We start from the raw sequence: 19,371 nt of genomic DNA, 5'->3' as shown, positions 1-19,371 counted from the left end.
CAGATACTATCCAGTACTATCCAGAGATAGAGATGGACATCTATCAATGTGGCTTAGGCATTCTAGCACAAGAGCGTTTTTTGGAAAGTCCAACGGGGGTGTAGATATCCGCCAGCGTTAACATTGCCCTTGCCAAGGTTGCCGGACTTCTCCCCCCACTTCCAGGCCGGCTTGGGGGCTGGTGGCCTTGATCACCGGCGTCCAGACTTGGCCGTTGCGCTGCCAAAGCTGCAGGTGCAGATGTCCTGCCAGGGTATCCCGACAGTTGCGCTGCATCCCTTCTGGGCCAGGGGCGAATACAGTTTGGCCAGGCCGCCGCGTGTGCCCTTCTAGCTGAATACACCAGAGGGCGCTCTCTCCCCGGATTCGCCAAGATCCCCAGGGATCCACTTGCCAGGTCAGCCGAGCGGATCCGGGTCGCCATTCCAAAAAGGGCTGGGATCCCCATCCATGCAGGCTGATCAGGGCCACTTCTTCGGGGCGGGTGAGCACCTGCCGCTCAGCTCCGGCACAGGTGAGGCTAAGGCCGGGATGTTGGGGAAAGGCGTTGCACTGGATCCAAAACCAGCGGCGAGGAAAGCTTTGGCCCCAATTTTTTTCGGCGTAGGCGGGAGCCTGCTGAAATGCATAGCGCCTGCCTCTCCACTCCACCCAGCCGGTGGCCAAGCCATGGCTCATGAGGATCTGCCAGCCCGGCTCAAAGATGGGCAGATAAGACCAGGCTCCCATGGTGGCTCGGGGTGGGATCCCATAGGCAAAACGAGGCTGAATGCGGTAAAGCCAGCGAATGGGCTCAGAGCCCAAGGGATCCGGCAAAATCCCCTGATTGAGGTGGGCGGTGTATTGGTAGCCACTGGCGGTGCGCTGGAAGAAGGTGAAGGGATCCTGAAGGCCGCGACAGCCGGGGCCTGGGATCCCTGAGTGCCCCAAGGCCAGATGGGTTGAGCTGGCCCAAAAGCGGCGGGGATTGGGGAAGGTGCGCCAATGCAGCTCCTCCTCTGGCCCCAACACCTGAGCCATGCCCCCGCGCTTGGGATCGATGGCGTACATGAAGGCAAAGCTAATGGGCGGATCCCCGGGCAAGGTGACGCGGCTATACCAACCCTCAAAAAACCGCTCTGTGCAGCCATCCCAGTGATAGCCGGCATGGGGCAGGGATCCCCAATCTGTTGAGTTGTTTTGCCCAGAGCAAGCCGCCGTTGGAGGAAACGCCATTGAGACCTAAGCCATCGCAACAATGATAAACGAAAGTCTATGCTTACCAAAATAATAATTGTATTGTTTCTATATTTATTTGCCCTTAGGATATCAACCAAGCTGAGATTTAAGGATTTCTTGAGATTTCACGAAGGAAATCCGTGGGTCAGGCAACTTGAACCGGAAAGCTTCCATCTTGCCTTCACATATCCTTTCGATGAGGTGAGCATGACGTCACGTCGTAACTTTTTGCTGTCTGCGGGTGCGGCCACCGTGGGTGGACTCGTGAGTGGCAGCTTAGCACGGGCCAGCACAGGCTACTGGGTTGCCCAGGCCAGCGGCCCAGAAACCCCCAATCTCAGGTTAGGCTTTATACCGATTGTGGAGTCTGCCCCCCTGATCATCGCCAAGGAGAAGGGCTTTTTCGACAAGCACGGCATGACCGGTGTAGAGGTGTTGAAGCAGGCCAGTTGGCCGGCAGCCCGTGACAACGTGGTCATCGGCTCAGCGGGTGGGGGAATCGACGGTGGCCAGTGGCAGATGCCGATGCCTCACATGATCCACATTGGCGCCATCACCAACAATCAGCCGGTGCGCATGGCAGTTCTGTGTCAGCTGATCACCCAAGGCAACGGGATTGCCATTGCCGGAATGCATGCTGGCAAGGGTTTGGGGCTGGATATCTCGGGAGCCGCGGATTACATCAAAAATTTCAGCGCCAGCAACGGGCGCAAGTTCAAAGCTGCCTATACCTTCCCCAACGCCAATCAAGATTTTTGGATCCGCTACTGGCTTGCCGCCGGGGGGGTGGATCCGGATCAAGACATTGACCTGTTGGCGGTTCCCTCTGCCGAAACGGTGCAGGGAATGCGCAATGGCACCATGGATGCTTTTAGCACGGGGGATCCCTGGCCCTACCGGATTGTGGCCGATGGGATCGGGTTTATGGCGGCTCTTACTCAACAGATTTGGCCCTTTCACCCCGAAGAATACTTGGCCATTCGCGCCGACTGGGTGGAGCAAAACCCCAGAGCCACGCAAGCGGTTTTGATGGCGGTGATGGAAGCGCAGCAATGGTGTGATGATCCGGCCAACCGAGAAGAACTGACACGCATTCTCTCAGGGCGTGCCTACCTGAATGTGCCGGTTGAAGTTCTCACCCCTCCCTTTCAAGGCAACTACGAATTGGGAGACGGCAAGCCAGCTGTTCAAGATTTCAATGCCGGGCCCTTGTACTGGGAAGATGGCCGAGGCAGCGTCTCTTACCCCTATAAGAGCCATGACCTTTGGTTCCTGACGGAATCCTTGCGTTGGGGCTTCCACGCTCGCTTCCTTCCCGATCTGGATACTGCCCGTCGTCTGGTGGATGAAGTGAACCGTGAAGATCTCTGGCGTGAGGCCGCCCAGGCACTGGGGGTGAAGAACATCCCCAACAACACCTCGCGGGGAACAGAGCGTTTCTTTGACGGTGTGGTGTTTGACCCACAGGATCCGCAGGCTTACCTGAACAGCCTGAAAATCAAAAGGGTCTAGCTGAATAGCTTGATTGGGCCAAGTTCCTCACCTTCTTTCGCAGGAAGTCCATGGCTTACCGTTTCCTTGTTCGAATCTCTCGCGCGACAGGGATCCTGCCTACCTGCGGGATCCCACGAGGTCGAAAAAAGCTGTGCCGAGCTTTCTGCCCAAACGATGGAAAGTTGATGGATGCTATGAGCCTCGCACTTTTTGAATAACTTTGAATGCTATGTTGAGGATCGGCTATGTTGGCTCTACTTCACGTTCCGCGCGAACTCTTCAGGGATCCTCCTTTTGAGAGGCCGGCCCAGCCTCGCTGGGACAAGCTCATCCTTTCAATAGCCGTAGGAATCCTGAGTTTTCTGATTGTCGTGAGAGTTTTGTTGAGTTTGCAATCCCTGTGTTTGCCCATCCAACGAAAAGGCAAGGCCAATCCCAGTTCATGCTCTGTTTCCAACACGTTGTAGAACCCTGCGGCTGGAATGTTCTGAGAGCGCGACAACAGAGAACCTTGTAAAACCCTATCCTCTCCAGGAGCTATGACGACAACACTTTCTTCTCCGGCAAAATCTGCAACGGCGAAGTTCGATTTGGCGAAGTACCGAGATCAGATTCTCCCCCCTGTGGTGGGTATTGTTGGATTTCTGCTCATCTGGCAGATCTTGGCCAGTGCCAACCTAATTCGGCTGCCGGGGCCCTGGGATGTGTGGATGGATGAGCGCAGCCGGTACCTGATCCTGCATCCTTTGTATCGCAACAGCGACCTCGACCAAGGGCTGCTGCGCCAAACCTTGGCCAGCTTACAAAGGGTGGCCATCGGCTATTGCAGTGCCGCTTTGGTGGGCATCACGTTGGGCATTTTGGTGGGAAGCAGTGTGTGGATCAACCGAGCTTTGGATCCCATTTTCCAATTTTTGCGCATGGTAGCTCCCTTGGCTTGGGTGCCCATTTCCTTGGCTGCTTTGCAACGCAATGAGCCGGCTGCCCTGTTCGTTATTTTTATTACCTCAATTTGGCCCATTCTCATCAACACGGCTGTGGGGGTGAGACAGATCCCGGAAGACTACATCAACGTCTCCAAAGTGCTCAAGCTCTCCAAAGTGGACTTCTTTTTTAAGGTGTTGCTGCCCTCAGCCCTGCCCTACATGTTCACAGGTCTGCGCATTGGTATTGGCCTGTCTTGGCTGGCCATTATTGCCGCAGAGATTGTGATGTCGGGTGTGCCGGGGATCGGCTTTTTCATCTGGGATGCCTACCAGCAGAACTACGTTACGGAAATCATCGTTGCCGTCATCTACATTGGAGCGGTGGGATTGCTTTTGGATCGCCTGATGTCTGTTTTGCAAAACAAGATAGCCAATCAATGATGTGTTGGATGTGTTGTCAGTATGTGGTTGGTTTGAGGCTAGACGGGTGATAGGTTGGGAGGTTTTCTGTGTCTGTATTGGTCAGTGTGGAGCAGGTGGAAAAATCTTTTCCTCTGTCCGGAGGGCAGGAATACCTTGCTCTGAAAGGGATCGATCTGCAAATCCATCGAGGGGAGTTTGTCTCCTTAATCGGCCACTCCGGCTGTGGCAAATCCACCCTATTGAACATGGTGGCGGGGCTGTCTTTGCCTACGGGGGGGATCGTGGCTTTGGATGGGCATACCATCACCGCTCCCGGCCCCGATCGCATGGTGGTGTTTCAGCATTACTCGCTTTTGCCTTGGCTAACGGTTCGGCAAAACATTGCGCTAGCGGTGAATGCCGTTCTTAAAAACCATTCTCCAGCCGAGCGTCAGCAGATCGTGGAAGAGCACATTGATCTGGTGGGCTTGCGCCACGCAGCAGATAAGCTCCCAGCCCAATTGTCCGGGGGTATGAAGCAGCGGGTGGCCATTGCCCGTGCCCTGGCTTTGCGGCCCAAAGTGTTGTTGTTGGATGAGCCATTTGGCGCTTTGGATGCGCTCACGCGCGGGAACTTGCAAGAGCAGTTAATTCGCATCTGTGAAGAACATCAGATGACCACCCTCATGGTCACCCACGATGTGGACGAAGCGGTTCTTCTGTCAGATCGTGTGGTCATGCTCACCAACGGGCCGGGATCCCGAATTGGGAACATTTTGACCATTGACATTCCTCGGCCCCGCCGTCGGCTGGAGGTGGTCAACCATCCCAGCTACTACAGCTACCGCAGCGAGATCATCTACTTTTTGAACCAACAAAAACGCATCAAGCAATGGCGTGCTCGCCGCAGCACTGTGGTGGCCAAGCATGGCTTGGAAAAGATCAACCTGGAGATTGGCTTTGTGCCCCTCACTGCCTGTGCTCCCTTGGCTGTAGCTAAAGAAAAAGGGTTTTTTGCCAAACACGGCTTGGAAGAAGTGAATTTGGTGCGGGAAACCAGTTGGCGAGGGATCCAAGACGACATTCAGGGAGGTTATCTGGATGCGGCCCAAATGCCCGCCGGTATGCCGGTGTGGATGTCTTTGGGCGGAGGGGATAACCCGCCTCAGCCGGTGGTTACGGCCCTCACCTTGACCCGCAACGGCAATGCTATCACCTTGCACAAGCGGTTCTATGAGCAAGGGATCCACACCCTCAGCCAGTTGAAGGCTTACATTCTGGATAGTCCCAGCCGTCGGCTTACCTTTGGGGTGGTGCATCCCAGCTCTATGCACAATTTGCTGTTGCGCTATTGGCTGGCAGCCGGCGGGATCCACCCGGATCACGATGTGGTACTGAAAACGCTGCCTCCGGCCCAGATGGTGGCCAACCTGACAGCCGGCAACATCGATGGGTACTGTGTGGGAGAGCCCTGGAATTTGCGGGCAGCCTTAGAGGGCAGTGGCTTTACGGTGGCTACAGATCTGGAGATTTGGCTGGGCCATCCCGGCAAAGTGTTGGGGGTGCGAGAAGATTGGGCCAGAGCCTACCCCAACACCCACATTGCCTTGGTCAAAGCGCTGTTGGAAGCCTGCCGCTACTGTGAAGACCCGGCCCATCACGACGAGATTCGCGAGCTGCTCAGCCGCCGCGCCTACCTGAGCACCGACCCATCCTACATTCATCTGGGGGATCCCCAGCGTCTGATCTGTGACTTGGACAGGCCGATGCGGGAATATGCCCACCACCGCTTCTTTCTGGGAGCCGGCAACCGTCCCAGCCGCACCGAGCATCTGTGGATGATGACCCAAATGGCCCGCTGGGGGGATCTGCCCTTCCCTCGCAACTGGGTGGAGATCGTGGAGCGGGTATGTCAGGTGGGGGTATTCAGTACGGCAGCCCGCGAGCTGGGGCTGGATGTGTCTTACCAGCGGCAGCCCATTCAGTTGTTCGACGGGATCCCCTTTAATGGTGAGGATCCCCTGGCCTACCTCAACAGTTTGGCGATTAAGCACGATATTTATGTAGCCGAGGTTGCCTTAGATCGTCGTCCTGTGTTGCTCTAGATACCCACTTGGGCGCCCTTGCAAAAGCACATTCCCCGTTGTGAGAAAATCATGAGTTGGAGCACCCTACGATGACTGCCCTCTTGACAACCTCTACCCCAGCGAACGTAGCCGCAGAACCCTACCTAAGCCTTGAGAATGTCAGCAAGACCTACTCAACTCCCAAGGGGGATTATCCCGTCTTGCGAGATATCAACCTCAGTGTGAACGAGGGAGAGTTTGTCTGCTTGGTTGGGCATTCCGGCTGTGGCAAAACCACCCTGCTGAATATGGTTTCCGGATTTGCCCAGCCCACCAGTGGCTCGGTGAAGCTGAAAGGGCAGCCGATTACAGCTCCTGGCCCGGAGCGCATGGTAGTGTTTCAAGGGTATGCCCTGTTGCCTTGGCTCACGGTTTATGAAAATGTTTATTTGGCCGTTCGGTCGGTATTTCCCCAAAAGAGCCAGTCGGAAAAGCATCGAATTGTGGAAGAACATTTGGATTTGGTGGGGCTGGGGGAAGCCGCTCAGAAATATCCCTCGCAAATTTCGGGAGGGATGAAACAGCGGGTAGCCATTGCTCGTGCGTTGGCCATCCGTCCAGAAGTGCTGATTTTGGATGAACCCTTCGGGGCCTTGGATGCCATTACCAAAGAGGAGCTGCAAGAGGAGCTGTTGCGCATTTGGGATGAACATCGCTGCACGGTTTTGATGATTACCCACGACATTGATGAGGCGCTGTTTTTGGCCGACCGCCTGGTGCTGATCGCGCCAGCGGGACGGAGTCCTTTCGCGCCAGCGGGACGGAGTCCTTTGACCAATGGCCCTGCAGCCACCATCGGGCAGATCGTGACCATCCCCTTCCCGCGCCCTCGGGATCGCGAGCGGATTCTTGAAGATCCGCAGTACTACCGCCTGCGCAACTCGGTTCTCAGCTATCTCTACGGCCATGAAGCCAACCCAGAGGCGGCTTACCGGTAAATCCAACCTGGAGCAGTTGACGGAGCGAGAGGGCGACAAGGCAACCCAAAACCCAAAAACCACACACCTTGGCCATCAGGTGCAGCCCCTGGTCAGGCGATCCGCAAACCTCTCTTGGAACTCGCACACAACGCCGTGCAACCGCTCGTCCAAAACGGCCAGCGTCCGGGATGCGATCTCGTCCGGCACGCCGCCGAAAAACGCCTCCGCAATGCCCCCGGCAATGCAGGCCATGGTGTCTGCGTCTCCACCAAGGGAGATGGCGTTGCGCACCGCGTCTTCAAAACCGTCTGCCTCTAGGAACGCGATGATCGACTGGGGCACCGAGCCCTGACAGGAGACATCGAAGCAGTAGTGCTCCCGGATATCGTCCAGCCGCTCGGATAGGCAGTATCCGAACTCTTGCTCGATGTACGTCTTGATGTCGGCCTTGGTGTACCCTGACCGGGCGAGAAACACGGCGGCTGCCGTAGCCTGAGCGCCGCGGATGCCCTCCGGGTGGTTGTGGGTTACCTCGGCACTGGCCCGCGCCTGGGCCAGCACTTCTTCCAGCGTGTTGCAGGCGATGCCAATGGGGCTAACCCGCATGGCGGCTCCGTTGCCCCAACTGTAGTACGGCTCACGGCAGCGATGCTCGGCCCAGTGGATGAAGCTGCTCCCGTACCCAGCCTCTGGGTAGGCGTGGAAGTACTCATGGTACCAATCGACGTAGCTACCGCCCCGCAGCAGCCGCTCGGCCACAGCGACCGTCAGAACCGTGTCATCGGTAAATTGGCTGGCCTCGACGAACAGCGGAAAGTTCTTCGTTTTGGTGCCCGAGTGCTCATGGACAGAGCCGATAACATCCCCGGCAATGGCTCCCAGCATCAGTACCCTCTCCTTTTTCTTTTCCCAGTTCTCAATCTCCCGGTTCTCAATCTCGCCGTTTCCGAAAAGGCTCGCCCGCCCATCCAATTCTGAATCCGCACCCCTAGGCAATCAAGCGGCGCACCGCCCGAAGCAGCTCCGCGGGGGGAGGAGAGTTGGGATCCCAGCGAATTTCCAACTCAGGTGAGTCTTTGAGCACTTGAGGAGGGCCGGGCGAGGTGTGCAGGATGGCCACACAGCGCAAATTGCCCCGGTCTCGACAAAACTCGTGCCAGAGAGGGATAGCCTCGGGATCCCGGCTGACCACCAGGTAGTGGGAGCAGGCTTCCAGGATCGGCTGCTTTTGCGGATCCACCTTGCCGCCCACATCCACAATCACCAAACTCTTTTGCCGGCGCAAAGCCAGAATGGCCTGGGCATGGAAGCTGAAAAATTCGGGGGTAAAAGAGCCCCGGTACTGGTGCTTGAGGATCTTCGCCTCTTCTGGTGGCAAGTCTAAAGTCCAATTGCCTTCCCCATCCCAATGGGCCCGTTGCAGATAAATATCGGGATGCTCCGGCAGCAGAGCTTCGAAGAGGGCGCGGGCAAGACGGCTTTTGCCACTGTCGGGGGGGCCCACCACCATCACCGCCGCTGCCAATTCTGTTCGCGTCAGCGGGCCGTAGGCCTTGCCCGGCCTTCCCTGCACCCAGGGGATGACCTGGCCCACCCGCACTTCGGGGGTATGGCTGGAGACCACCACCGCGCCCAAGCGTGGGTCATAACAGGCCACCCAACGGGTGAAGTGGCACTCATGCACCAGCCAGCCATACAGCCAAATGGGGGCCCGCCCCGTCAGAACCACCCCCAGCTGGGCATTGATCCCGGCAGGCAGCTGAAGCTGAGCCAAATCCTCTGGAAAAACCAGGCGATCCGGTCGGGTCAGCTCAATTTCGATGACCTGAAAAGACAGTTCCGAAGAATGGGATCTTCGAGGGTCCAAGGACTCCGTCCCGCTGGCGCGAAAGGACTCCGTCCCGCTGGCGCGAGCGGCCAGACAGCCGGAAAGCAAATGCAGTGCCACAGCAGCCATGGGCAGATTTGACGAGACAGGTTGACTTCAGTATGGAAGAGATTGGAAGTGGAAGGTTCCAACTCATGTCAGAGTGGTCAGGCTCTCACTTGCGCCTTGCTCCAAGAAAACCCCTGGCCTGGAGTGCCATCAACTGGTTGACCTAAGAACCGAGGGAACTGTCGGATGAGCGGATTTGAGCTGCCTTTGACGGTGGAAGTGTTGCGTTGGTTAGCGGGCGGTCAGTTGGCCGAGCGCCTGGAGCGGGCCGTGCGCCTGTGGGTACTGCTCCACTGCCTCTATGGCGAAAACCGCTGGCCAGACCTGCCGGAAACCTTTGGCTACACCCACATCCGGGATCGCTTGCTCTCACCACGGCACCCCAAGCAGGATCTGGCACAAGGGATCCCTTCACCCTGTCCTGATGTTGACTGCATTTGCTGGAAACCCTTGAGGTTTTGGCTGAAGGATCCCAACCTATTGGCCGCCTTAAAAGTAGAAGTTCCGGATCTGGAAGCGCTGCTATCTGCCCGACCCTTTCACAAGACCCACCGCACCCTGCGCAAAGAGCTGGACTACCTGGCCGCCCAGGGTTGGCTGCAGCAAATTCAGGCCAACCCCAAGCGAAGAGACAACTTCCGCTGCTGCGCCCCAGGGGCTCATCCCCAGTTGCCGGCACCTTCATCCACTTGGACTCTATCGGGCAAGCAGCTTGAGCAGATTTATCACATCCTCAGCGATGTGGCCTTTGTGCATCCAGATGTCCAGGTTTTGCTGGATGAAATCTGGGCCAACCAAAGGACTCCGTCCCGCTGGCGCGATCAGCACTCGCAGCGGCGGCTGTTTGTGTGGTTTGAGTACATCCTCTCGGACGAACAGCAAGAACGGGTGGATGAATATCAAAGCCAGCTAGAAGCCCTTTGGGCCAACCCAGAAGCAGGGGTGATCGGTTTTGACTACGCCACCCGCCAACATGGGATCCGACACGTTCTCACTTACCCAGTCTGTTTGTTCTATGCCCGCCGCGCCAAGTATTTGGCAGCCTTTGGCCAGCTTCCCACCCCCGAAGGATCCCTGGGCTGGCACAATTTCCGCTTAGATCGGATCCAGTCTGAGCGCCTGGCGGTGATTCCCTGGGACGCTCCTTCCATTCCGCCAGAGCTGGCAATCCGCAAACGGCAAAAGAAGCTGCCCAGCCCAGAGGAAGTCCAAGCAGCATGGGAAGAAGCCTGGGGATCCGATTTTTACTTGCCCAAGGCATTGTTGATCCTTCGATTTTCCCCGGAGTTTGCCCGTCGCTATGTGGAAAGCACAGTGCGACATCCCACCTTCCAGCCCATTGCCTACGAGCGGATCCCGGCTTTGGTGCAGCAGGCAGTGGCGGATGCGCGGGAGCGCGAACAGATTTTGAACATTGTCCGGCAAAGACCAACCAGCGACCGGTACTTCCGCGCCTGGGTACGGGTGGGAGATACCAATTTCACCATGCGCCTGCGGGATTGGCGGCCCAACGGCGAGGTCATCGCTCCCCTGGCCTACCGGGAACAGATGGCTCGGGAAGCCCAGGCAGAGCTGCAGTTTTATCGCCCCGACGTAAACTACCCGGCTCCGACCGCTAAGCGGTACGGAGCGGGCTTTCAGTAGCCCTGAGCCTGTTCTGCTCTACCAGAGAACAAAACAAGCCCGGACCTCTAGGCTGGTTTACGACAGCCCCCAAGAGCGCAATCACATTCGCACCATTCAAATCCGCATCCCCTTCCCATCCACAGTGCCCACACTTGAACGACTTACCACTGCGATAGGATTGCGTAGGATCGGGATGGATGTGCAAACACCGGTGGCAGGTCTGCGACGTGTAGGCGGGCGACACCAGTACCACAGGTACTCCGGCGATGGCAGCCTTGTAGGCCACGAACATCCTGAGCTGGTAGAATGCCCAACTATTGGCCCGCCTGCACTCTGTCTTACCTCGTGGCTGTTGATTGACCCTTTCCCGGATCCCTGTCAGGTCTTCCAGGGCAATAGCGCTGTTTGTGGTCTTTGCCCTAGAGACAATAGCTTTGGAGATGCGATGATTGACCCACGCCTGAAAGCGCCTCTCCTTGCCAGACAGCCGTTGCAGCAGTTGACGGCATCTGCGTCGCGAACTGCGTGTGCCCTTACTGGCTTTGCGTTGGAGTACCGCCCTCAACCGCGAGTAATGGTCTCGGACTTTGTTCAGCTGCTGTCCATTCCAGTTATCTCCTTCCGATGTATGAGCAATATCCGTCCTGCCCAAATCCACCCCCAACACTCTGCCCGTGCGTTGCGGTGGGGATGGCTCCGCTTCCACACAGATTTGAATGAAGTAGGAGCCATCTTTGCGTTTGACCAGAGTGGCGGATTTTGGATTGGAGCCTGTCAGCTGTTCTCTCTGGTAACGGCCAATCGCCAGCTCAAAGCGCTCTCGACCCTCCACCGTGGTCAGCGACACCGTCCAGTCTTTCTCGCGGAACGAAAAGATACGTGCATCGTAGGTAGCGAAGCCACCCTTGAACACTTTGACGGGGCGGTTTTTCTGTCGGGCAACTTTACGGGCGCCGGCCAGCCGTCTGCAGACCTGCTGGGCCAAGTTACTGGACAAGCCGAACCGGGCCCGGATTTCGCGGTAGCACAGAGACTGGAGCTTAACGGCGTTGGCGACTTTCTCCGGCGTGTTCTGGTTGACCCAGTTCAAGGCTTGGCCAAAAGCCTCCATCGTCGCGTCCAATTTGGCGGCTTGCGACTGGGACACCTTGAGCTTGCAGGAGACGGTCAGGACTTGGGTCATGGTTCTATCATAACTTCCGCATTCCTCCCGACCCTCGTCCTACGGACAGAGGGCGGGGCTCCTGCGATTTCTAGCTGACTCTGCCGGCACAAGATTTTAAGGGAAACTTTAGATCTTTTGCCCCGATTGGCCCAAAAACGTGACATAATGGCCGTAGCAAGCTCAATTTCCCCGCTTGCGCTTGGCCGCGAGGACAATGTTAACATCTGTGTCGAGGAATCTCCGTACTCCCTCGCGAACGCACCTTGAAAACCTCATGAATTCAGGCTTTTCCGAGGGTAGGGTTGATCCCTACCTTTTCCCCGCAAGGGGACGGAAACGCCCAGTCGAAATGGGGAAAACCATCGACGATGTTGTTGATCCCTACCTTTTCCCCGCAAGGGGACGGAAACGCTGAATAGAGTCTCTCCCACCCGGTTTCCCGGATGGTTGATCCCTACCTTTTCCCCGCAAGGGGACGGAAACCCCCATTTGATCGTTGCGCCTTCGGGAATGTCGTGTTGATCCCTACCTTTTCCCCGCAAGGGGACGGAAACGAAAGACTCCGATTCGGATCCAAAATTAGTCTCGTTGTTGATCCCTACCTTTTCCCCGCAAGGGGACGGAAACAGTCATAGAAGTCTATGACCAGGCCATCCTTAACCAAGTTGATCCCTACCTTTTCCCCGCAAGGGGACGGAAACTTGTGCTTAGAACGGTAGGAGCAGTCCTTGCTCGTCAAGGCTTGTTGATCCCTACCTTTTCCCCGCAAGGGGACGGAAACCATAGTAGTGAGGAATATCGCAGTCAATTCGCTCGTATTGTTGATCCCTACCTTTTCCCCGCAAGGGGACGGAAACTAGAGAGAAGCGAGTAATGAGCAAAGAGAAGTGAGGTTGATCTCTACCTTCTCCCTGCAAGAGCATGCCTCTAACCCCCAAAACCCTGAACTTTGCTGAATTTACTGAGCTTTAGGCGGTTTGGCAAAAGTCATTGAGAGGGATATAGTAGACCAAGTTTCCCCCTGATCCTTGAGTCCACCGCAACGGTTGCCGGGAAGTGAAGGGGGAAAGCGCTCGGGGGGTATTCCTCAGGGCTTTGCGGGATACCGCCTTCCTGCTCAGAGATAGGCAGGATGCGATCGCTTCTTTCCTGAACCATGTTCAGGAGAGTTCAGCGTGAATGTATCAGGCTCAACAAAGTACCTCAAGTCATCTAGGGAAGACTGCTCGACGAGTAGTCCTGGGATCCAGACTGGAGAGAGCGGCGGGCCAGCTTGGCATAGGTCTTCACCGTCTCGTAGGGCATCTCCAAATCAGCGGCGATCTGTTGTAAGCTCTCTCCACCTTCGCGGCGGGCCAGGATCGTCGCCCACAGTTGGGCAGTTTTTTCGGCGCGGGATCCCCCTTGTCGTTGCCGCTGGCTGAGAAAGAGGGCGCTCAGCTCCTCGATCCGCTGGGCCACCTGCTCTTCCCGGGAAGGGACAGGGGAGGCGGGTAGCTCTTCGGCCAACCAACCCAGGCGGGTTTGCCCTAGCCCAAAGGGGGTTTTGTGGCCGGTGCCGCAGTAGGGGGCAAGGTGGATCAGGGCTTGGAGCTGCTGCTGCAACAGCTCAGGCGCACGGGAGGAGACAGCCAACTGCACACAGCCGATGAATCCCGTCACGGATCCCTGGCGACCTGCGGTGGTTTTGACCGATTCCAGACGGTGCCGCTGGATGATCACTTCCCCATCCACCCAATCCAGAAAAGGCTCCGCCTCGATGGGCAGACCGGAAAAATCGTTCCAACGGCGCAGATAGCTGTGGAACAGGTTGCGAGGGATCGGCAGCGGCAGATGGTGGCCCCGGTGGCGAAAGCTGGTGGGCGAGACGAAGGAAAGGCTCCAGGAGCGGGGGGAAAGAGGCTGCTCCAACAGTTGACGATAGGTGCGCGGGGGGATCGAGATCTGCCATCCCAGGATCTGCAGCGGGGATCCCCGCAATTCCAGCCAAGTGGGCAGCCGTTGGCACCACCCTCGCAGCCACTCCACCACCGGCGGGTTGAGGCCGGTGATCCACCAGCGGAAGGGGAGATGAGGCGGGATCAGCGGTCGCCCCCCCTGCTCGCGGAACGGCCCCATCAGCCGGGAGAGGGTAAAAGGTTTCTCCGATTCTCCATCGTGCAAATAGGCCGATAGCTGCGGGTCTGTCTCTTGCACCTGGCTCAAGAACCAGGCGTGCAGCCCTTTGGCATAGTGGGGATCCAGCAGGTAAGACCGAGGAGCCTGAACTTCCAAGGTGATCCCCACCAACTCGGATCCCGTCGGCCACTTGCCGTTCGCTTCTCTATCAGCAGATGGCTCTGAGAAACTCAGCATAGGCACAGCCCATTCCCAGTCCACAGCAACAATCAACACAAAACCCAACTTTCCATTGAGAAAATTTTAGAAGGGATCCCTTCTTATTGGGTTTACTCTCGAATTGCCCGTTGTACAGGCAGAAAAAATCTCACAATCTGAAGAAAGCCTTGAAATCGTCTGCAACCCATCGCACTCGATCTATACTGCCAGCAAGCTAGAGGACTGAAAACCATGAGGCGAGAGCGTTTATCGGATATGGCTGAAACAATCGGTAACCTCAATGGCATCTCTCGGCTTGATTCGATTGGTTACCCACCCAACCGGCAAACCCTTTTTTGAAGGGCTTTGGTCTTCCGCGAAGGATTAAAAATCGAGGCCAATTGCCCCCAGCCTTTAGGGATCTGTCCGTCGCAGCCGATGGAAGCCCTGTCCAAGACTTGTCTTCCTTTTTCGCATTTCGCAGGTGCTGCTCATGACCCCTACTTCCGCTCCCTCTCCCGTTCCTGTTGCCTTGGCCTGGTGCCTGGCGTGGGGAGACCAGCGGGATCCCCAGTTTGCCCTGGAGACCTTGCAGCAGATGCGGGCCGCCGTTCGCGCCGACAACGAGGCCGGGATCCCAGAAGAGCTACGGCCCATTTTGGCTCAGGTGCGCCAATTTCAGGAGAGCATGGCGGCGAAGACCTTTCCCAGAACCCCGGCGGAGCTGCAATCCCGCTACCCGGAGCTGTGGCAGCAGACAACCCGCATCGGCTTGGTTTACGGGGGGGCCACCAAGATCAAGAGCTATGTCTTCGAGTCGGCCAAGCTGTCGGAAATCCGCGGGGCCTCCGCTTTGTTGGATCGCATTAACCTGGTGGATCTGCCCGCCTTTTTCGGGGATCCCGAGCAAACCTACCTGGGATGGGAAGGTTTGGGGAAAGAGTCTCAAGCAGAGCTGAGGGCCTATGTGGCCGAGCAGATCCGGCCTTGGCTGCAGCAGCACTACCCGGCTTTGGCGCAAGCCCTGATCCCGGAGCTCATCATCTACTCCACCGGGGGCAATCTCCTGGCCTTTTGCCCGGCGGCCCATGTGGACGATCTCTGTGAGGCCATCGAGCGGCGCTACACCGAAGAAACCCTCACCGCTAACGCCTGCGCCGTGGGATCCGCCTTTCGGCTGCTGGAACTGCGCTACGGCCTGTTGCGGGATCCCATCGAACGCACCCCCTGGCTGGATTGGCTGGCGCAACACAAAACCCATCCCCTGGTGAGAGCCTATTTTGGGGATGGCAGCGAAGCCAGATTTCAAGACCGCAAAAGTTTCAACGAGTTGGTGGGTTACCTGGCCGCCCGCTTCAACCACCGCCGCAACGGCAATCCGGATCCCGGTCGCCCCAGCCGCGCCCATCCCGCCTTTTTTGAAACCCATCCCTACCTGCGCCGCGACAGCACCGACCGTCGCCCTGCCATCGCCAAAGCCGACCTGGTCGATCAGCCCTGGCTCTCGGAAGCCACCGCTCGCAAAGCCCTGGTGGGTCGCCAGGCCAAGCGCATTGAAACAGGCAAGCAAGGGTGGTTCCGCAAGTTCCCCACCTGGGATCCCGGCTTTGTGGAAAGCTGGGTAACGCGATTTGCCCGCTTTCTCAACTCTCCCGCCGGCGAGCCCTACCGGGAGCGCTATTTGCAGCCCCATCAGGGATCTGTCCAGGGGATCGGCGAGGCCCAATCTCTACGGGAAGTGGCCAACGCCAGCCTGGGCAGCCAGGGCTTTGTGGCTTACCTTTACGCCGATGGCAACGACATGGGGGGCTATGTGCAGCAGATCCAAACCCCAGAAGCCTACCGACAATTTAGCCGGGATGTTTCCGAGGCAACGGAAAAAGCCGTTTACCACGCCCTCGCCCAGCACCTGCAGGCCCATCGGCTGCACGGCCTATCCCCAGATCCGGAAACCGGCAGAGACCGCAACGGCGAGTGGATCCACCCCTTCGAGATCCTGACCATCGGCGGAGACGATGTGTTGGTGGTGGTGCCTGCCCACAAAGCCCTGGAAATTGCCGCCACCTTCTGTGAGCAGTTTGAGCAGCTCCTGCTGGACACCTCGGCAACCTATGCAGCTCAATCTTCCGGCAAGGTGCCTCACCGCTACCCGGCGGCAGATCGGAAGCTCTGTCGGCTCTCCGCCTCGGTGGGGGTGCTGATCGCCTCGGAAGACACCCCCATTTACTACGCCGAAAAGCTCACCGAACAACTGTTGAAATCCGCCAAGAGCTACGCGAAAAAGCTGAAGCCCAAAGACAAGGACTGCTCTGTGGCCACCATCGACTTTCTCTCGTTGAAGTCGGTCGCCCTGGTTGTCTCCAGCATCCAGGATTTTCGTCGGGAAGCTCTGGAGATCCGCCAGAACAGCCACACCCTCAAGCTCTACGCCGGCCCCTATACCGTCCCGGAAATCCACGGGTTGCTGAGAACGGTACAAGCCCTGCAGGAGGCCAATTTTCCTCGCTCCCAGCTTTATCAGATTCGCAGCTTCTTGGAAAAAGGCAAACGCACCGCCACCCTCAACTATCTCTATTTCCGCAGCCGCCTGGGCAAAAAGGGGCAGCCGCTGATGGAGGCTTTTGAGCGCACCTGGTGCAAGGCCAAAACCAACGACGGCCACCTTCCCCCCTGGATGTATGTTGAGCCACAGGTATCCTCGTCAACGCCAACCTATGAAACCATCTGGCGGGATCTGGTGGATTTGTACGCCTTTGTGCAAAAACAGCCCCAGGCCGAGGGTCGGCCCGTTCTGGCGGAGGTGGAGTGATGGTGAGACTGGCAGAGCTGCCCCAAGCGGGGCGAACGATCACCTCTATCCCTTTGAGGGCCACCCTCGCCTCTGCCCTGGCGGTGGGAGCCGGCGGCTCCAGCGGCTCCCTGGCGGATAAGCCCCTGCTCAAAGATGCCTTTGGCAGGCTGATCATTCCCGGCTCCCAACTGAAGGGGCGGCTGCGCCACGAGTGCGAGAAACTGGCCCGTGGCCTGGGCTGGGCCATTTGCCGCTCTCCCGACCCAGAGCGCATGTGTCCGCAGCGGGAGGGCAGCGCAGGAAATTTCCACCGCCCCGAATACCAGGTGGAGGGCTACGCCGGATCCCATTGTCTGGTCTGCCAGATATTCGGCAATCCGGCCCTGCCTGCCCGCCTGTGGGTGGAGGATCTCGTCTGCGAGGTGCCGCCAGCAGCTCTGGAACCAACCCTTCGCCCTGGGGTCACCCTCAACCGCCGCCGCCGCACCGCCGAGGATCAGCGGCTCTACCTCATTGAGACCTCTCCCGCGGCTGAGCTGACTTTTTCCGGATCCCTGCAGCTTTTGCCCGATTGCCCTTCCTGGGGCAAAACTCTCCTGTTGGCGGCCCTGCACCACCTGATCGCGCTGGGGGGCAGCAAATCCGCAGGTTTGGGCTGGCTGCACTGGGATCCTGGATCCCTGCAGGCTCTCCAGCCCACCGCAGCCGATTGGGCTTTCTTGGCCCAGGGAGGGAGCTGATGGAAGCCATTCAACTCACCCTAACGGCTCAGTCTCCCTTGGCCATCGGTCGGCAAAAGCCGGGCGGCTCCATCAGCGAGGCCCAGGATTACATTCCCGGCAGCGTGATTCGCGGTGCTCTGGCCGACCTCATGCTCAGCCAAACCCAACATCGCCCTGCCGAGGCGCTGGAAGGAGATTTGGCCGCCCTGTTTACGGCAGCTCGGCCTGCTGTGTTTACCCACGCCTATCCGGGATCCGGCAGCAAGGTCTTGCCGGCCACGGCCTTCAGCTCGAAAAACAATCCCGGCTTCCGCTCAGAGGCGGGCAAAACGGGGGTGTTCGACACGCTCCTGGATCGCTTCTGCTCACAGCGGCTGGGGATCCCGTTCGATCCCACAGAGCCGGACGGTTCCGGGGGAAGAGTGGAGCCCTTCGGGGGGTTCTACAGCCAGCAGGAGTCTGACCTGGGGCCCCGCTACGAACGAGCTGCTGTGTCCAAACGCCTGCTCACGCGGGTGGGGATCAACCGTCGCCGCGCCACTGCTGCCGACCAAATCCTCTACAGCCTAGAGGTGATGAACGAGGGCAAAGCCCGCCCCAATGGGCATCTGGAGCGCTCCCTTTTCAGCGGCTACATCTACCTGCGGGATCCCAAGCTGGCCGAGACCCTCACCCGCTACCTCAACGCCCACGCCCACCTGCTGCGCTTGGGAGGAGGGGTGTCGCGGGGATTGGGCCGGGTCAACGTCACGGCTCGGTGTCTGGCTGCTCCCCGGCCTTCCCTGGCCCAGCGGGTGGAAGCCTTCAACCAAAAGCTGCGGCAGCGCTGGCAACAATGGCAGGTGTTCGGGGATCCCTGGCAGCCCCTTCCGCCGGAGCGGCAGTATTTCTCCATCGGGCTGCAGTCGGGGGCCATCCTCAAGGAGCGCTGGCAACGCACCACGGTGCTCACGCCGCCGATGCTCCAGGAGGAGGCCAACTGCGAGGACGGATCCCTGGTCTTGGAGCTGGCCTGTAGCAGCTACGCCTATGTCTCCGGCTGGAACGCCGCCTGGGGTCTGTTCAAAGATGTAGAATTGGTAACCACGCAGGGCAGTGTCTTTCTGCTGAGCACCACGCAACTGGAGCGTTGGATCCCGATTTTGGCGGAGATGGAATACTGGGGGATTGGCGAACGCACTGCTGAAGGATTCGGCCAAATCGAAGTTTGCAGTCCGTTCCATCATCATTTCTGGGAGAACCCGCTATGACCTTCGCCACCAGCGAGATCACATCGGAACAAGAGCTCAAGATCCAACGGCAAATCCGGCTGGCCGAAGATGATCTGGTCGCCAGAATTCAAGCCGCCTTGGATAACTTCAGAGGTCTCAACAGATTGGAAGAGGCCCAATATCGCAACCTATTGCACGTGGCAGCTTCCACCGAAAGCTCAGAGGTGATCAAGAACTTTTTGCGCTACCAGGTGGGGCGCGGTGACAAGTGGGGGCGGGGCAAAGACTCTTTGGCAGAAGCCATCATCAAAGACATCGACAACTGGATTCATCAAAGGGCTATAGCCATCGCCAGGGAAGCCGGAATTGAAAGAGCATCCCCCAAAGTCAACGAGATCAAAATTGACTTGATTCGGCGCTACCTGGGCTATGGGGCCCGCTACCTCAAGTACAAGCGAGAGGGAGGAGGATCCTAGACCGTGACCTACAGCAGTTTTACCCTTGAGAGAGCCATTTCG

General features: G+C 58.0%; 14 protein-coding genes and 1 CRISPR repeat array. Of the genes, 9 read left to right on the top strand and 5 right to left on the bottom strand.

Annotated features, from left to right (window positions below; translation table 11 throughout):
• Positions 1-117: 117 nt before the first annotated feature.
• Positions 118-1,215 (bottom strand): tocopherol cyclase family protein, encoded by a 1,098-nt coding sequence (locus tag CYB_RS02875; RefSeq protein ID WP_011432254.1) that lies wholly within the window; start codon positions 1,213-1,215, stop codon positions 118-120.
• 210 nt (positions 1,216-1,425) lie between these two features.
• Between CYB_RS02875 and CYB_RS02870 the strand changes: the two genes are divergently transcribed.
• The 4 genes from CYB_RS02870 (at position 1,426) to CYB_RS02855 (ending at position 7,104) form a co-directional block, all read left to right on the top strand.
• Positions 1,426-2,730, top strand: a complete 1,305-nt coding sequence (locus CYB_RS02870) for a CmpA/NrtA family ABC transporter substrate-binding protein (protein ID WP_011432253.1) — start codon at positions 1,426-1,428, stop codon at positions 2,728-2,730.
• A gap of 521 nt (positions 2,731-3,251) precedes the next feature.
• The gene (ntrB, locus tag CYB_RS02865) at positions 3,252-4,079 is read left to right on the top strand and encodes a nitrate ABC transporter permease (RefSeq protein WP_011432252.1); all 828 of its coding nucleotides are present in this window, start codon (positions 3,252-3,254) and stop codon (positions 4,077-4,079) included.
• Positions 4,080-4,147: 68 nt separating this feature from the next.
• The gene (locus CYB_RS02860; protein ID WP_011432251.1) at positions 4,148-6,145 is read left to right on the top strand and encodes a nitrate ABC transporter ATP-binding protein; all 1,998 of its coding nucleotides are present in this window, start codon (positions 4,148-4,150) and stop codon (positions 6,143-6,145) included.
• A 71-nt stretch (positions 6,146-6,216) separates the two neighbouring features.
• On the top strand, positions 6,217-7,104 hold the full coding sequence (locus tag CYB_RS02855) for a nitrate ABC transporter ATP-binding protein (protein WP_011432250.1): 888 nt from the start codon (positions 6,217-6,219) through the stop codon (positions 7,102-7,104).
• A gap of 75 nt (positions 7,105-7,179) precedes the next feature.
• On the opposite strand, the gene CYB_RS02850 is transcribed toward CYB_RS02855, so the two are convergent.
• Both CYB_RS02850 and crn3 read right to left on the bottom strand, forming a co-directional pair.
• Entirely contained in the window at positions 7,180-7,971 is a 792-nt protein-coding gene (locus CYB_RS02850) for an ADP-ribosylglycohydrolase family protein (protein ID WP_011432249.1), read from the bottom strand.
• A gap of 103 nt (positions 7,972-8,074) precedes the next feature.
• Positions 8,075-9,043, bottom strand: a complete 969-nt coding sequence (gene crn3 / locus CYB_RS02845) for a CRISPR-associated ring nuclease Crn3/Csx3 (protein ID WP_011432248.1) — start codon at positions 9,041-9,043, stop codon at positions 8,075-8,077.
• Positions 9,044-9,208: 165 nt separating this feature from the next.
• Between crn3 and CYB_RS02840 the strand changes: the two genes are divergently transcribed.
• Positions 9,209-10,666, top strand: a complete 1,458-nt coding sequence (locus CYB_RS02840) for a TIGR03985 family CRISPR-associated protein (protein WP_011432247.1) — start codon at positions 9,209-9,211, stop codon at positions 10,664-10,666.
• Here CYB_RS02840 and CYB_RS02835 read toward each other — a convergent pair.
• Complete coding sequence (locus CYB_RS02835; protein ID WP_011432246.1) at positions 10,638-11,831, bottom strand: RNA-guided endonuclease InsQ/TnpB family protein; 1,194 nt, start codon at positions 11,829-11,831, stop codon at positions 10,638-10,640. The genes CYB_RS02840 and CYB_RS02835 overlap by 29 nt on opposite strands.
• A gap of 283 nt (positions 11,832-12,114) precedes the next feature.
• Positions 12,115-12,742: a CRISPR direct-repeat array (repeat unit 37 nt; unit sequence GTTGATCCCTACCTTTTCCCCGCAAGGGGACGGAAAC).
• 283 nt (positions 12,743-13,025) lie between these two features.
• Positions 13,026-14,207 (bottom strand): CRISPR-associated endoribonuclease Cas6, encoded by a 1,182-nt coding sequence (cas6, locus tag CYB_RS02830; RefSeq protein WP_011432245.1) that lies wholly within the window; start codon positions 14,205-14,207, stop codon positions 13,026-13,028.
• A 415-nt stretch (positions 14,208-14,622) separates the two neighbouring features.
• On the opposite strand from cas6, the gene cas10 reads away from it, so the two are divergent.
• The 4 genes from cas10 to CYB_RS02810 are packed head-to-tail and all read left to right on the top strand — an operon-like array spanning position 14,623 to position 19,329.
• Positions 14,623-16,938, top strand: coding sequence for a type III-B CRISPR-associated protein Cas10/Cmr2 (cas10, locus tag CYB_RS02825; RefSeq protein ID WP_041436228.1), 2,316 nt, complete (start codon positions 14,623-14,625; stop codon positions 16,936-16,938).
• On the top strand, positions 16,938-17,660 hold the full coding sequence (locus CYB_RS02820; protein WP_011432243.1) for an RAMP superfamily CRISPR-associated protein: 723 nt from the start codon (positions 16,938-16,940) through the stop codon (positions 17,658-17,660). The genes cas10 and CYB_RS02820 overlap by 1 nt, the downstream gene beginning before the upstream one ends.
• Complete coding sequence (gene csx10, locus CYB_RS02815; RefSeq protein ID WP_011432242.1) at positions 17,660-18,892, top strand: type III-D CRISPR-associated RAMP protein Csx10; 1,233 nt, start codon at positions 17,660-17,662, stop codon at positions 18,890-18,892. The genes CYB_RS02820 and csx10 overlap by 1 nt, the downstream gene beginning before the upstream one ends.
• The gene (locus CYB_RS02810) at positions 18,889-19,329 is read left to right on the top strand and encodes a hypothetical protein (protein WP_011432241.1); all 441 of its coding nucleotides are present in this window, start codon (positions 18,889-18,891) and stop codon (positions 19,327-19,329) included. The genes csx10 and CYB_RS02810 overlap by 4 nt, the downstream gene beginning before the upstream one ends.
• The last annotated feature ends 42 nt before the right edge of the window (positions 19,330-19,371 follow it).

Origin of the sequence: Synechococcus sp. JA-2-3B'a(2-13), from assembly GCF_000013225.1 — a bacterium.
Lineage (GTDB): Bacteria > Cyanobacteriota > Cyanobacteriia > Thermostichales > Thermostichaceae > Thermostichus.
This window is presented reverse-complemented; position numbering and strand designations above follow the sequence as displayed.

What these genes read in the sequence shown, in the direction of transcription:
- CYB_RS02875 (WP_011432254.1), bottom strand. Translation starts at nt 1,215, where the DNA reads ATGGCGTTTCCTCCAACGGCGGCTTGCTCTGGGCAAAACAACTCAACA.
- CYB_RS02870 (WP_011432253.1), top strand. Translation starts at nt 1,426, where the DNA reads ATGACGTCACGTCGTAACTTTTTGCTGTCTGCGGGTGCGGCCACCGTG.
- ntrB (WP_011432252.1), top strand. Translation starts at nt 3,252, where the DNA reads ATGACGACAACACTTTCTTCTCCGGCAAAATCTGCAACGGCGAAGTTC.
- CYB_RS02855 (WP_011432250.1), top strand. Translation starts at nt 6,217, where the DNA reads ATGACTGCCCTCTTGACAACCTCTACCCCAGCGAACGTAGCCGCAGAA.
- CYB_RS02850 (WP_011432249.1), bottom strand. Translation starts at nt 7,971, where the DNA reads ATGCTGGGAGCCATTGCCGGGGATGTTATCGGCTCTGTCCATGAGCAC.
- crn3 (WP_011432248.1), bottom strand. Translation starts at nt 9,043, where the DNA reads ATGGCTGCTGTGGCACTGCATTTGCTTTCCGGCTGTCTGGCCGCTCGC.
- CYB_RS02840 (WP_011432247.1), top strand. Translation starts at nt 9,209, where the DNA reads ATGAGCGGATTTGAGCTGCCTTTGACGGTGGAAGTGTTGCGTTGGTTA.
- CYB_RS02835 (WP_011432246.1), bottom strand. Translation starts at nt 11,831, where the DNA reads ATGACCCAAGTCCTGACCGTCTCCTGCAAGCTCAAGGTGTCCCAGTCG.
- cas10 (WP_041436228.1), top strand. Translation starts at nt 14,623, where the DNA reads ATGACCCCTACTTCCGCTCCCTCTCCCGTTCCTGTTGCCTTGGCCTGG.
- CYB_RS02820 (WP_011432243.1), top strand. Translation starts at nt 16,938, where the DNA reads ATGGTGAGACTGGCAGAGCTGCCCCAAGCGGGGCGAACGATCACCTCT.
- csx10 (WP_011432242.1), top strand. Translation starts at nt 17,660, where the DNA reads ATGGAAGCCATTCAACTCACCCTAACGGCTCAGTCTCCCTTGGCCATC.
- CYB_RS02810 (WP_011432241.1), top strand. Translation starts at nt 18,889, where the DNA reads ATGACCTTCGCCACCAGCGAGATCACATCGGAACAAGAGCTCAAGATC.